The organism is Mesorhizobium sp. P2_B5 (genome assembly GCF_056404775.1).
Genome location: NZ_JBFUDJ010000007.1, coordinates 42004 through 54879, shown reverse-complemented (window position 1 = coordinate 54879; position 12876 = coordinate 42004). Strand labels below are relative to the sequence as shown.

Annotated in this window: 13 protein-coding genes; 9 read left to right on the top strand and 4 right to left on the bottom strand. The window is 63.8% G+C overall.

All coding sequences use genetic code 11. From position 1 onward, the window contains the following. Positions 1 to 181 precede the first annotated feature (181 nt). From AC1D1N_RS21975 to AC1D1N_RS21940, 8 genes are all read left to right on the top strand, one after another. Positions 182 to 940 (top strand): SDR family oxidoreductase, encoded by a 759-nt coding sequence (locus tag AC1D1N_RS21975; RefSeq protein ID WP_436261297.1) that lies wholly within the window; start codon positions 182 to 184, stop codon positions 938 to 940. Positions 941 to 1043: 103 nt separating this feature from the next. Then, positions 1044 to 1430 (top strand): SET domain-containing protein, encoded by a 387-nt coding sequence (locus AC1D1N_RS21970; RefSeq protein WP_436261298.1) that lies wholly within the window; start codon positions 1044 to 1046, stop codon positions 1428 to 1430. 176 nt (positions 1431 to 1606) lie between these two features. Further along, on the top strand, positions 1607 to 1885 hold the full coding sequence (gene rpsU, locus AC1D1N_RS21965) for a 30S ribosomal protein S21 (RefSeq protein ID WP_023671138.1): 279 nt from the start codon (positions 1607 to 1609) through the stop codon (positions 1883 to 1885). Positions 1886 to 2099: 214 nt separating this feature from the next. Continuing rightward, on the top strand, positions 2100 to 2954 hold the full coding sequence (locus AC1D1N_RS21960; protein ID WP_477350995.1) for a tetratricopeptide repeat protein: 855 nt from the start codon (positions 2100 to 2102) through the stop codon (positions 2952 to 2954). Positions 2955 to 3117: 163 nt separating this feature from the next. After that, a complete protein-coding gene (locus AC1D1N_RS21955) occupies positions 3118 to 3678 on the top strand; it encodes a DUF4274 domain-containing protein (protein WP_436261300.1) in 561 nt (186 codons plus the stop codon). Between the two features lie 139 nt (positions 3679 to 3817). Then, complete coding sequence (locus tag AC1D1N_RS21950; protein WP_436261301.1) at positions 3818 to 4291, top strand: DUF992 domain-containing protein; 474 nt, start codon at positions 3818 to 3820, stop codon at positions 4289 to 4291. 90 nt (positions 4292 to 4381) lie between these two features. Continuing rightward, a complete protein-coding gene (locus AC1D1N_RS21945; RefSeq protein WP_436261302.1) occupies positions 4382 to 4861 on the top strand; it encodes a DUF992 domain-containing protein in 480 nt (159 codons plus the stop codon). Between the two features lie 153 nt (positions 4862 to 5014). Then, a complete protein-coding gene (locus AC1D1N_RS21940) occupies positions 5015 to 6451 on the top strand; it encodes an MFS transporter (RefSeq protein WP_112559211.1) in 1437 nt (478 codons plus the stop codon). 46 nt (positions 6452 to 6497) lie between these two features. On the opposite strand, the gene AC1D1N_RS21935 is transcribed toward AC1D1N_RS21940, so the two are convergent. After that, positions 6498 to 7343 (bottom strand): LysR family transcriptional regulator, encoded by an 846-nt coding sequence (locus AC1D1N_RS21935; protein ID WP_477350993.1) that lies wholly within the window; start codon positions 7341 to 7343, stop codon positions 6498 to 6500. Between the two features lie 98 nt (positions 7344 to 7441). Between AC1D1N_RS21935 and AC1D1N_RS21930 the strand changes: the two genes are divergently transcribed. Next, complete coding sequence (locus tag AC1D1N_RS21930) at positions 7442 to 8767, top strand: aspartate aminotransferase family protein (RefSeq protein ID WP_477350991.1); 1326 nt, start codon at positions 7442 to 7444, stop codon at positions 8765 to 8767. 23 nt (positions 8768 to 8790) lie between these two features. On the opposite strand, the gene coaBC is transcribed toward AC1D1N_RS21930, so the two are convergent. From coaBC to ubiE, 3 genes are all read right to left on the bottom strand, one after another. Continuing rightward, positions 8791 to 10263 carry a bifunctional phosphopantothenoylcysteine decarboxylase/phosphopantothenate--cysteine ligase CoaBC gene (gene coaBC / locus AC1D1N_RS21925; RefSeq protein ID WP_477350989.1) on the bottom strand — a complete coding sequence of 491 codons (1473 nt, stop codon included), beginning with the start codon at positions 10261 to 10263 and terminating at the stop codon, positions 8791 to 8793. Between the two features lie 80 nt (positions 10264 to 10343). Then, entirely contained in the window at positions 10344 to 11918 is a 1575-nt protein-coding gene (ubiB, locus tag AC1D1N_RS21920) for a 2-polyprenylphenol 6-hydroxylase (protein ID WP_436261307.1), read from the bottom strand. Positions 11919 to 11976: 58 nt separating this feature from the next. Beyond that, positions 11977 to 12753: a bifunctional demethylmenaquinone methyltransferase/2-methoxy-6-polyprenyl-1,4-benzoquinol methylase UbiE gene (gene ubiE, locus AC1D1N_RS21915; RefSeq protein ID WP_477350986.1), complete on the bottom strand. Its 777-nt coding sequence runs from the start codon at positions 12751 to 12753 to the stop codon at positions 11977 to 11979. Positions 12754 to 12876: the final 123 nt, after the last annotated feature.

Here is a 12876-nt window from a genome sequence, read left to right as displayed (position 1 = left end):
TGTATCACTAGCGAAACAGCGCTTCCACCCTTGCGCTGTTTGCGACGGCGCTTGCCGTTTTGCGCCGTGGTGGAAAAGAGGTCTCGGCAGCCTTTGCACGTATCGGGTGGCTTGCGCTGCCCCAGCCTGCGATCACCATCCCGATTGCCGGCGATGCTGGCGAAGAAAAAGGATGCAGAAAATGTTCGCACTCGCCAATAAGATCGCCATTGTCACTGGCGCCAGTTCCGGCATCGGCCGCGCAACGGCAAAACTCTTTGCCGAGGAAGGCGCCAAGGTCGTTGTCGCCGCCCGCCGCCAGGCCGAGCTTGACGCGCTGGTCGCCGAAATCGAGGAAGCCGACGGCACGGCAATCGCGCTGGCCGGCGACGTCACCGACGAGGCCTATGCAAAGGCCCTTGTCGATCTGGCCATCGAAAGGTTTGGCGGGCTCGATACCGCCTTCAACAATGTCGGCGCCGTCGGCCCAATGGGTCCGATTTCGGACCTGTCGCTCGAGGGCTGGCGCGCGACGCTAGACGCCAATCTGACCAGCGCCTTTCTCGGCGCGAAGTACCAGGTGCCTGCCATTGTCGAGCGCGGTGGCGGATCGCTGATCTTCACCTCCACCTTCGTCGGCCACACAGTCGGCATGCCCGGCATGACCAGCTATGCCGCCAGCAAGGCCGGACTGATCGGGCTGACGCAGGTGCTGGCCGCCGAATATGGTCCCAAGGGCGTGCGGGTCAACGCGCTGGTGCCGGGCGGCACCGACACGCCGTCGGCGACGTTCAAGACTCCGGAATCGCGTAGTTTCGTCGAAAACCTGCACGCCTTGAAGCGTGTGGCGGAGCCCGAAGAGATCGCCCGCGCGGCGCTCTTTCTGGCCTCGGATGCTTCTAGCTTCACCACCGGATCGGCGCTGTTTGCCGATGGCGGCATCTCGATCACCCGGACGTGAAGCATTTCGCGGTCACAGCCTGCACCGATCAGCCATAGAGCCCGAAACCGGCCTTGCTTTTTCCACGCGATTTGGCGATTCGGTTTCGAGTGAGGTGACGGACATGCTGCTGATCAGAACCTATATCGCCCAGAGCGCAATCGAAGGCGTCGGCGTGTTCGCCGCCGAGCCGATCAGGAAGGGCGCCTCGATCTGGCGGCTCGATCCGGAGTTCGACCGGCTGATCCCGATGGACAGATATGAGGCGGCCCCGCCGCACCTCCGCGAATTGCTCGACCGCTACGCCTATCCGAGCCCCGACCGTCCCGGCTTCATGGTCTATGAGGTCGACAATGGCCGCTTCATGAACCATGCCGAGCGGCCGAACACGGATTTCTCGCAATATGGCGGCGCCACCGCCACCCGCGATATATCAGCCGGCGAGGAGATCACCTGCGACTACGGCGAATTCTTCGAGGATTTCGCCCGGCTTCATCTGGCCAGCGCCTAGTTGGTGCCCTATCTCAGGGCGACCGTGGCAAATTGGCGATTGTCCTTCATTTCGAGTGTGGACAGCGCGCCCTGATTCTGCTATCAGCCGCCACAATTCGTGGTGTAAATCGCCGCGGAGGCATGTGGCTATGGCCGCTTGCCTGTTGATATCAAACCCGAAAGACAGGATTGCCCGTGCAGGTACTCGTCCGCGACAACAACGTTGATCAGGCGCTTCGCGCTCTCAAGAAGAAGATGCAGCGTGAAGGCATTTTCCGCGAAATGAAGATGCGCGGCCACTACGAGAAGCCCTCCGAGAAGCGCGCCCGTGAAAAGGCTGAAGCCGTTCGCCGCGCCCGCAAGCTGGCCCGCAAGCGCGCTCAGCGCGAAGGCCTGCTGCCGATGACGCCGCGCCCGGTTGCTGCCGGCGCCGCCGGTGGTCCTGGTGGTGCTCCGCGCCCGCCGCGGTTCTGACGCCAATTTTTCGTCCTTTTCGAAGGATAATTTGAGGTGGCGCGATGCGGAATCGCCGCCACCTTTTTGTTTAGAGCGCCGCCTTTTTGTTAGAATGAAGGGCGTTCCCTTGAACGCGCAAACGACGCTCTAGATTTTGTTACGACAATCTGTGGACCCGGCCCGGAGGGGGACCTGGACTGAGCGACGCGACTGAAGTGAGGACAGGGCAGACATGAATGCAATCAGCGTAGAGCGCAGAACCACAATGCGCGGTTTCGCCCTGACGGCAGCCCTGATCTCCGGCCTGGTGCTTGCCAGCTGCCAGAGCGTCCCGACCGGCGAGTTCAACAACATCGACAAGGCGCAAGGCTCGACCGAGAACATCTCCTCGTTGTCGGCGGTCATCCAGCGCAATCCGCAGGATCCGGAAGGCTACAATGTGCGCGGCTCGGCCTATGGCCGCGGCGGCCAGTACCAGGCGGCGCTGAAGGACTTCGACACCGCCATCCAGCTCAATCCGAATTTCTACCAGGCCTATTCGAACCGGGCGCTGATCCAGCGCTTCCTCGGCAACCAGGCCGCGGCCCTTGCCGACTACAATCGCTCGATCCAGATCAACGGCAATTATGACGCCGCCTATATCGGCCGCGGCAATCTCTACCGCAAGGCCGGCCAGACCCAGCAGGCCTTCAACGATTTCCAGAAGGCGATCCAGCTCGACACCACCGATGCCCGCGCCTACCACAATCGCGGCCTGATCTATCAGAGCCAGGGCCAGCACAAATTTGCCATCGAGGATTTCTCGACCGCCATCTCGCTGGCGCCGGATGCCGCCGAACCCTATAACGGCCGCGGCCTGTCCTATCTCGCCATGAACGATGAGGACAACGCTTTCTCCGACTTCAACATGGCCATCAAGCTCGACGGCAAGAACGCCGAGGCCTGGTCCAATCAGGCGCTGATCTATGAGCGCCGCGGCGACAAGGTCAAGGCGTCGAAGGCCTACCGCGAAGCGGTTCACCTCGACCCGACCTACCAGCCGGCCAAGGACGGCCTGTCGCGCACCGCCACCGCCACCGCCGGCTGATACCCAGCCGGTTCGCCGCACGGGACGTCGCCCGCAACGTTTTATCCAACAGTGTTCCCTTCCCTGTGCAGGTCGCCGCAAAGCGGCCCGCGCAGCAAAATCGCAATCTTTGCGTGTCAAAATGGAAGCCGAGAAGCGACCGCGACATCGGAACGGCACCGCGATGGATGACAACGAACTCCAGATCAAGCGACAGATCGCCTGGCTTGAAACCGCCTCTCCCGACGATTGGCACCGGGCCGTGCTCGACTTCAACTGGGATGGGGACATCGACCCGCTGTTCTGGATCGCCCGCCAGCCGCAATGCGATAAGGCAACGGCGTTGACCATGTTCTGGCTGGGCCAGCCGGCCTACTACCTCATCCTGGCCGCGGAGAATGACGGAACGGACAACAGCGACGCCCCGGTGTGGGAGATGCTGAAGTTCATCGCGCATCGCATCAACACCAATGGCTATATCAGGTCGAAAATCGCCTTCGACGTGGATGATTTCATAGAGCAGGATTTTGAAGAGCTGGTCGAGAAAGCCGGTCAGCTCGCCCACTCGCCGCTGAAGCCGCATCCGGAGATGCGCCGCGCCCTTCGCGGACGGCGGCCCGTCAACGACATCGACTTCTACCGGCGCTATCCCGAGGATCTCCACGGCGCGGTGCTGGTCGATTTGCCGGATCCAGGCCCGCTGGACAAGGCCTGGTCGGCGCTCGGGCGCCTGTGGCGCCACTGAGCTCTGGCCGACACGCCATCACCCAATCTTAATCACCGAGAGCAAAGCGTTAGCCCTTGCCTTGATCGCGCCAAGTTTTCGGCGGAACGCTCCGGGCCGTTCAACCGTTGTTGAAGGCAATTTTCGAAAGGACTGACCCATGATCAAGAAAATCATCTGTGCCGTAGCGCTCGCCACGACGCTGTTTGCCGTTCCCGCCAGCGCCGGCAAGCTTCAACTCGGCACGCTCGATTGCACCATCGACGGTGGCGTCGGTTACGTCGTCACGTCGAACAAGGGCGTCGACTGCACCTTCCGCCCCTACCACCATGGGCCTTCCGAGAAATACACGGGGATGATCTCCAAGCTCGGCGTCGATCTCGGCCAGACGCATCAGGGCCAGCTGGTGTGGGCTGTTCTGGCCGCCACCCGCAGCCATGACGGGGGCGACCTTGCCGGCCATTATTACGGCGTCAACGCCGAGGCGAGCGTCGTGACCGGCGGCGGTGCCAATCTGCTGGTCGGCGGGCTGGACGGCGCCTTTGTGCTGGAGCCGCTCAGCGTTCAGGCGCAGACCGGCGTCAACGTGGCGGTTGCGGTGACCTCGCTGGAACTGATCCACTCGTTCAAGTAAGTATCGGCAAATAAGGATCGACTGATCCCTCTACGTGCGGCGCGGAACAGGATACTGTTTCGCGCCGTATGCTTTTTGGGGGGAACCGCCGTGCTGAAGACCATCGCCGCCGCCATCATCGCCATTGCCTGGGCAGAACAGGCTCAAGCGCAGGACCAGGGCATAGAACTCGGCGTGCTCGATTGCGCCATAGGCGGCGGCACCGGCTTCATCTTCGGCTCCAGCAAGGATCTGAGCTGCACCTTCACCCCGGCCGACAAGAGCTTTTCGCCGGAAGCCTATTTCGGCGCCGTCAACAAATACGGGCTCGACATCGGCACCACCAAGCAGACCGTCATGCAGTGGCTGGTGCTGACGCCGCTGAAGAACATCTATGCGCCGGGCGCGCTGGCCGGCGACTATGTCGGCGCCAGCGCCGAGGTCACGGCGGCGGTCGGCGCAGGGGCCAATCTCTTGGTCGGCGGCTCCTCGCAGGCCTTCACCTTGCAGCCGCTCAGCCTGCAGACCCAGACCGGCATCAACATCGCCATCGGCGTCAGCCAGTTCCAGCTGCGCAGCACCGAGAACTGATCGCACTGGCGAAAAAGCCGCTTGAACTCAACCTCGGTTGAGGTTTTACAAGCCTGCCCTGACTGAAACAGCACGCATGGCTCGGCCGGAAAGCCACACTGGCTTCTGGTGCAACGCGCCGGCATCGAGATATGCAAAGGCAGGGTAAAAAGAATGACTGACATCACCAGCAACAAAGTCGACTGGCGGGCATTGTGGGCAAGCGGCGACCTCGCGCGCTTCTGCTTCATCAGCCTCGGCATCCTGCTGCACGCCACCAACGAGACGATGGTGGCAACCGTCATGCCGGCCATGGTCGGCGACCTCGCCGGCGTTCAGTTCGTCGGCTGGTCGCTGGCGGTCTACGAACTGGGCGCCATCGTCGCCGGTGCTGCCGCCGGGCGCATGGTCAGCTATGTCGCGCTGCGTTCCAATGTGACAGTCGCCGCTTTGCTCTATGCCGCCGGCGCGCTGATCTGCGCCACCGCGCCATCCATGCCCGTGTTTCTCGCCGGTCGCCTGGTCGAGGGACTCGGCGGCGGCGCGCTTGTATCGCTGGCCTTCGTCTCGGTCGAGCGGCTGTTCGACCGTAGGATTTGGCCGCAGCTGTTCGGCATCATGTCGGCGATCTGGGGCGTCGCCGCCTTCAGCGGCCCGATGCTCGGCGCCATCATGGTCGAGCTGCTGTCCTGGCGCTGGGCCTTCGGCGTCTTCGTGCTCGGTGGCATCGCCATGGCGCTGGCGAGCTTCATCGTGCTGAACACGCCGGAAGCGACAAAGCCGCAAGCCGCCGCCGGCACCTCGCCACCCTTCCCTTATGCCGCACTTGGCTGTCTCGCCATCGCTGTCGTGCTGATCGCCACCGCCGGCGTCGACGTCGCCCTGCTGCGCTCCTCGCTGCTGCTCATCCTCGGCCTCGCCGGCCTGGCACTGTTCGTATTCGTCGACGCTATGAAGCCGCGCTCGCGGCTGTTCCCCTCACAGCTGTTTTCGTGGCGCTCGCCGGTCGGCAGCGGCATGACCGTGGTCGCCGCCTTTTCGGTGGCTACGGTCTCCTTCTCGATCTACGGGCCACTGCTGCTGACCACGCTGCACGGCATCCCGATCCTGACCACCGGCTACATCATCGCCGCCGAATCGATCGCCTGGTCGATCCTGTCGATTGCCGTCGCCAATGCGCCGCTGGAGCGCGAACGGCAAATCATCGTCATCGGCGCGCTGATGATTGCATCCGGCCTCGCCGGTTTCGCTTACTCGATCCCGTCAGGGTCGATCCCGCTGATCCTGGTCTGCGCCCTGCTGCAAGGCGGTGGCTTCGGCGTCACCTGGCCGTTCCTGACGCGGATCATCGTCGCCTCGGCTCGCGATGGCGAGCAGACGATTGCCTCGGCCGCCGTGCCGACCATGCAGCGCATCGGCTACGCCGTCGGTGCTGCCGTGGCCGGCATCATCGCCAATGCCAGCGGCTTCTCCGCAGGGCTGAACCGCGATGCGGCGGCCAGCGTCGCCGGCTGGCTGTTCCTCGCCTTCGTGCCGCTCGGCATTGTCGGCTGCCTGGCGGCGTTGAGGATGGCTTTGACGGCAAGCCGGCCGCAATTGGCGGCAGGCTGAGGCCACGGCCGGGAACTGGCCGGTCGCCTCCCGACCGGCCAGCCTGTCAAAGCGACGGAAGAACGCTGCGGATGTGATTGGCAAACGCCTCCACCGCAGGCGACCGCTCGGTGTCGGCAAAGGCAATCAGAATGCCAAGGCGCGGCAGTGGAGGCAGCGGCAGAATATGCAGGTCGGATGGCACCGCCTCCTGTGCCATCACGCTGATGGCGAGACCCGACCGCGCCACCGCGATCAACCCGGCAAGGCTGTTGCTGGCGTAGGCGATTTTGTAGCGAAGTCCGGCGCGGGCCATGGCCTCGCACGCCGCTCTGTGGTCGACAGCGTTCGACGCCGACAGCGCCAGCGGCACGGTGTCGCCGAACTCATAGAGATCCAAGGTCGGCTTGCTGCCGACCCAGACCAGCCGTTCCGTGCGCACGACGCCTTGTGCATCATGCGCATTCGAAACCAGTGCCAGGTCGATCTGGCGTGCGTTGAGCAGCGTCCGCAATTCGACGGTCGGCGCTGAGACCACCTTGATCTCGACATCGGGATACATCGTGCCGAAACTCTTCAGGAGGGCGGGAAAGAAGGCGCTCAGATAATCCTCGGGGCTGCCGAAAATGATCGAGCCGTGCAGGCCCTTGTCGGACAGCGCCGAGATCGCTTCATCATGGATTTTGAGAATGCGCTCGGCATAGGCGAGGAACCGCTCGCCGCTGCCGGTGAGCCGCACGCCGCTGCCGCTGCGATGAAACAGGTTTTGGCCTAGTGCCTCCTCGAGCCGTTGTATCTGCATGGTGACGGCCGACTGGGTGCGCCCGACCTGTATGGCCACCGCGCTCAGCGTTCCCGAATGCGCCGCACGCACGAAGGTCGTCAGCAGCTTGAGATCGAGTGGAGCCTGCATATCAATTCCATTGATATCTGAATCCGAATACTATCAATTTTACTGCATCCGCGCCATCGGCTATTTTTTTCCTCTGGTCGGTTTGATGGAGCAGCGGCATGTCGAAAAACGCGGATCGCGAATTCTGGGACGCAGCGCAGAAGCATTTGATACGCTATGGCGGCAGCTTCGAGCCCGCCATCATCGAGCGCGCTGTTGGCTCCTTCGTCTACGATGCCGACGACAGGCCGATCCTCGACTTCACCTCCGGTCAGATGAGCGCGCTGCTCGGCCATTCCCACCCCAGGATCGTTTCGACGGTGACCCGCCAGGTCGAAAAGGTCGCGCATCTCTTCAGCGGCATGCTGTCGCGACCGGTGGTCGAGCTTGCCGAACGCCTTGCGGCACTGGCGCCAGGACTCGACCGGGTCATGCTGCTTTCGACGGGTGCGGAATCGAATGAAGCCGCGATCCGCATGGCCAAGCTGGTAACCGGGAAGCACGAGGTCGTTGCGTTCTCGAAAAGCTGGCACGGCATGACCGGTGCTGCGGCGTCAGCGACCTACAGCGCCGGCCGCAAGGGCTACGGACCGGCCACGGTCGGATCGCTGGCGATCCCCGCCCCCAACAGTTTCCGGCCGCGTTTCAGGCACGCGGACGGCTCGCTCGACTGGCGCACCGAACTCGACGATGCCTTCGACCTCGTCGACAGCCAGTCGACGGGAAGCCTGGCGGCCTTCGTCGCCGAGCCGATCCTGTCGAGCGGCGGCATATTGGAACTGCCGCGCGGCTATCTGGCGGCACTCAAACAGAAATGCGGCGAGCGCGGCATGCTGCTCATCCTGGACGAGGCGCAGACCGGCATCGGCCGCACCGGCGACATGTTCGCCTTCCAGAGGGACGGCGTCACGCCCGATATTCTTACCCTGTCCAAGACCATCGGCGCCGGCCTGCCGCTGTCGGCCGTGATGACGACAGCCGACATCGAAGACGCCGCGCACGAGAAAGGCTTCCTGTTCTACACCACGCATGTCTCCGACCCGCTGCCGGCGGCCGTCGGCCTCGCCGTGCTCGATGTGGTGGAGGAGGAGCGGCTGGTCGACAGGGCACGGACTATGGGCGCGCGTTTGTTCGACGGGTTGTCGCGGCTCAAGCAGCGCTATGAATGCGTCGGCGACGTACGCGGGCGTGGCCTTCTGCTCGGCGTCGAGATCGTCAAGGACGGCAAGCAGCCCGATCATCAGCTCGGCGCCACGATCGCGGCGGAGGCGTTCCGGCGCGGTCTCAGCATGAACATCGTCAAGCTTCCCGGCATGGGCGGCGTCTTCCGCATCGCCCCGCCGCTGACCATCTCCGAGCAGGAACTGGATCTCGGCCTGCGGATCATTGCGGAGTCGATCGAAGCTGGGCTTGCAGCGAGCGCTCCCGGCATCGCCGCCGAGTGAGTATCGGCGGCCGGAGCGGCCGCTCAGACCACGATGGTCTTCAGCCTTTCGGCGATGAGCGCGGCGAGCCGCGCCGCCACTTCGTCCTTGGTCATTTCCGGCCATTCCTCGACGCCGGATTTGGAGACGATGCGCACCTTGTTGCGATCGCCGCCCATCACGCCTGTGGGGCCGACGCCGCTTTCATGCGAAACGTCGTTGGCGACGATGAAATCGGCGCCCTTCTTCTTCAGCTTGGCCTCGGCATTGGCGATCAGATCCTGCGTCTCGGCGGCGAAACCGACGACCAGCCCCGGCCGCTTCTGGTGATGGCCGACGCCGGCGAGAATGTCGGGGTTTTCAACCATCTGCAGCGCCGGCGGGCCCTCGCCCGCCACCTTCTTGATCTTTTCGCCGGCCGAATTGGCTGTGCGCCAGTCGGCGACGGCCGCCACGAACACAGCGGCGTCCGCCGGCAGTAGGCTCTCGACGGCGGCCTTCATCTCGCTTGCGGTCTCGACATGCGTCGTCGCAACGCCGGCCGGATCGGCAATGCTCACAGGACCGGAGACCAGTTGGACATCGGCGCCGAGCGTCGCCAGCGCTGCCGCGATCGCATGACCCTGCTTGCCCGACGAGCGGTTGGCGATGTAGCGGACCGGGTCGATCGGCTCATGCGTCGGGCCTGAGGTGACGATGATCCGGCGGCCGGCGAGCGGCTTCGGCTTGCTGTCGAGCATCGCTTCGATCACTGCCACGATCTCCAGCGGCTCGGCCATGCGGCCCTCGCCGGCCTCGTTGCTTTCGGCCATCTCACCCTTGGCCGGCCCGACAAAGGCGATGCCGTCCTTGGCCAGCGTCGCCCGGTTGCGGCGCGTCGCGGCATGTGACCACATTTTCGGGTTCATCGCCGGCGCCAGCAAAACCTTCTTGTCGGTTGCGAGCAGCACGGTGGAGGCGAGATCATTGGCATGGCCATTGGCGAGCTTGGCCATCAGGTCGGCGGTGGCCGGCGCCACCACCAGAAGATCGGCCTCGCGCGACAGCCTGATGTGGCCGACATCGTGTTCATCATTGCGGTCGAACAGTTCGGTGAAGACATGGTCGGCTGAAAGCGCACCGACCGACAGCGTGGTGACGAACTCCTGCGCGGCCGATGTCATCACCACGCGCACCGCTGCACCGCGCTCGCGCAGCCGGCGGATCAGGTCGAGCGCCTTGTAGGCGGCAATGCCGCCGCCGATGATGAGAAGGATGCGCTTGCCGGAGAGGCTGCCCCTCGACAGAGTCTTGTTCACCACAGCAACGACCGGTGCTGCCGGGCTGCGTGCAACAGTCAGTTCGCGCAGCGTCTCTTCGATCCGGTCGATGCGGCCAGAGGGGCCTAGCTGTCCCTCGACTGCGGCGCGGATCATCACCCGCGCCTGCTCTTCCATCGAGCGATCGTTCTCCGCCGCAAGCCGGCGCAGCAGATCCTTGACCTCGTCGTCAAGGTTGCGAATGGTGATGCTGGCCATATGATTGCACTCTGCTCGAAATCGCCGGATGCAACGATAGCAATGCAATCATTTTGAGACAAGCCGTTCCCGCCAGACGGCTAGAGCAGCTTCCAGGCAATATAGACCAGCGTCAGCGCGATCACCCACAGCGCCAGCCGGCCTGAGCGGGTGTAGCGGGCTTCGGCCTTGCCGATGGCACGCGATGTCGCCTCGTCGAAGCGCAACCCATGTTCGGCCATCAGATCGATCTCGCGTGACAGCCGCTCGGTGCGGGCGGCGAGGTCGGGTGCCTGGCGAGCGAGTGCCAGCAACGCCTTGGCGCTGTCGCGCGCATCCATCAAAAGTCCGCTCGGGCCAAGATTGCCGGCGATCCACTGGCCGACCACCGGCTCGGACGTCTTCCACATGTTGAAGGCCGGATCGAGCGTGCGCGCCACACCTTCGACCACCACCATGGTCTTCTGCAGCAGGATCAGTTCCGGCCGCGTCGCCATGTCGAACAGTTCGGTGACCTCGAACAGCAGCGTCAGAAGCTTGGCCATCGAGATGGTCTCGGCCGGCTGGCCATGGATCGGCTCGCCAATGGCGCGGATCGCCTGGGCGAAGGCCGCCACATTGTGCTGGCGCGGCACATAGCCGGCCTCGAAATGGACTTCGGCCACGCGCAGATAGTCGCGGGTGATGAAGCCGTAGAGGATTTCGGCGAGGAAGCGGCGCTCCTTCTTGCCGAGTCGCCCGGCAATGCCGAGATCGACGGCGACGATATCGCCGTTCGCCTCGACGAACAGATTGCCCGGATGCATGTCGGCATGGAAGAAGCCGTCGCGCAGCGTGTGGCGCAGGAACGACTGGATCAGATTGGTGGCGATGGCCTTGAGATCGTGACCGACAGCCACGAGACCAGCCACGTCGTTCATTTTGACGCCGTCGACCCACTCCATGGTCAGCACGTCGCGGCCGGTGCGCTCCCAGTCGACCGACGGCACGCGAAAACCGGGATCATCCTTGGTGTTTTCGCCGAGCTCGGAAAGCGCTGCCGCCTCGAGCCGGAGATCCATCTCGACCTTGGTGGTCTGCGCCAGCGTCTCGGTCACCTCGACCGGCCGCAGCCGGCGCGATGACGGGATGTATTTCTCCTGCAGGCGGGCGGCGAGGAAATAGCTTTCGAGATCCTGGAAGAAGCGGCGGCGCACGCCCGGCCGGATCACCTTCACCGCCACCTTGGTATCAACGCCATCGTGGATGGCTTGCGCAGGATGAACCTGGGCGATGGAGGCCGCCGCGACGGGATCGCCGAACTCGGTATAGAGCTCGCCGATCTTGCGCCCGAGCGAGCCCTCGATAGCCGCCACAGCTTCCGCCTGCGGGAAGGTGTGCATCTTGTCCTGCAGCATGGCGAGGTCGAGCGCCATGTCGTTGCCGACGACATCGGGCCGCGTCGCCAGGAACTGACCTAGCTTGACGTAGGAGGGCCCAAGCCGGACCACCGCCTTGGCCAGCCGGTCGCTGCGCTCATAGGCAAGCGCGCGACGGCGGGTAAACAGCCGCGCCATGCGCCAGCCGAATTTCGGCAGGCCGCTGAGCTCGTCGCCCGGAAGTGCTGCGATCACGCCCTCGCGGACCAGCACCCAGCCGGCCCGTGCGAGCCGAAAGGCGGCGCCGACGCTGCTCATGCCCAAACCTGCTGCAAATTGACCTGCTGCAAATTGGCCTGCTGCAAACTGTCCTGCCTCAAAGCTTCCAGCCCGAATGCAGCGCGGCAATTCCGCCGGAATAGTTGCGGAACGATACCCGCTCGAAGCCGGCCCGGGTGATCATCGAAGCAAAGTTCTGCTGGTTGGGAAATTTGCGGATCGATTCGACCAGATAGGAATAGGGCTCGCCGTCGCCGGTCACCATCTTGCCGATCTGCGGGATAGCGTTGAACGACCACGCTTCGTAGACCTTATCGAGCAGCGGCATCTCGACCTCGGAAAATTCCAGGCACAGGAACCGCCCACCGGGCTTCAGCACGCGGAATGCCTCGCTGAGCGCGACATCGATGCGGGGCACGTTGCGGATGCCGAAAGCGATAGTGTAGGCGTCGAATGTGCCGTCGGAAAAAGGCAGATCCTCGGCATTGGCTTCGACGAAATCGGTGTTGCCGGACAGGCCCTTCTTCTCGGCCCGGTCGCGGCCGACGCTGAGCATCGAGCCGTTGATGTCGAGCACCGTGGCATGCGCATTGCCGTGGCTGGCGTCGACGATGCGGAAGGCGATGTCGCCGGTGCCGCCGGCGACGTCCAGCACTTTCCAGCCCGGACGTTTCGGCGGATTGAGCCATGTCACCATGGCGTCCTTCCACAGCCGGTGCAGTCCGGCCGACATCAGGTCGTTCATCAGGTCGTAGCGGTTCGCCACCTTGTGGAAAACCTCGTTGACCAGAGGCTGCTTGTCGCCTGGCCTTACGCTCTTGAAACCATAGGAGGTTTCCATGCCGCCCGCGACCGTGGTTCTCTCAACTGACATTATTTTGATCCGTCATAAAACCGGCGGGACCATAGCCGATCGATGGTGCGGGCGCTATTGTTTAAGGCGCGGTGTTCAGCCGCGCTTCCAGGTGGCGGGTTTTCAAGACCTGGACTGACCGAC

Excerpts from the sequence above, each read along its gene's own strand:
- AC1D1N_RS21975 (WP_436261297.1), top strand. The coding sequence starts at position 182 with ATGTTCGCACTCGCCAATAAGATCGCCATTGTCACTGGCGCCAGTTCC.
- AC1D1N_RS21950 (WP_436261301.1), top strand. The coding sequence starts at position 3,818 with ATGATCAAGAAAATCATCTGTGCCGTAGCGCTCGCCACGACGCTGTTT.
- AC1D1N_RS21955 (WP_436261300.1), top strand. The coding sequence starts at position 3,118 with ATGGATGACAACGAACTCCAGATCAAGCGACAGATCGCCTGGCTTGAA.
- ubiB (WP_436261307.1), bottom strand. The coding sequence starts at position 11,918 with ATGAGCAGCGTCGGCGCCGCCTTTCGGCTCGCACGGGCCGGCTGGGTG.
- coaBC (WP_477350989.1), bottom strand. The coding sequence starts at position 10,263 with ATGGCCAGCATCACCATTCGCAACCTTGACGACGAGGTCAAGGATCTG.
- AC1D1N_RS21935 (WP_477350993.1), bottom strand. The coding sequence starts at position 7,343 with ATGCAGGCTCCACTCGATCTCAAGCTGCTGACGACCTTCGTGCGTGCG.
- AC1D1N_RS21970 (WP_436261298.1), top strand. The coding sequence starts at position 1,044 with ATGCTGCTGATCAGAACCTATATCGCCCAGAGCGCAATCGAAGGCGTC.
- ubiE (WP_477350986.1), bottom strand. The coding sequence starts at position 12,753 with ATGTCAGTTGAGAGAACCACGGTCGCGGGCGGCATGGAAACCTCCTAT.
- AC1D1N_RS21960 (WP_477350995.1), top strand. The coding sequence starts at position 2,100 with ATGAATGCAATCAGCGTAGAGCGCAGAACCACAATGCGCGGTTTCGCC.
- AC1D1N_RS21940 (WP_112559211.1), top strand. The coding sequence starts at position 5,015 with ATGACTGACATCACCAGCAACAAAGTCGACTGGCGGGCATTGTGGGCA.
- AC1D1N_RS21930 (WP_477350991.1), top strand. The coding sequence starts at position 7,442 with ATGTCGAAAAACGCGGATCGCGAATTCTGGGACGCAGCGCAGAAGCAT.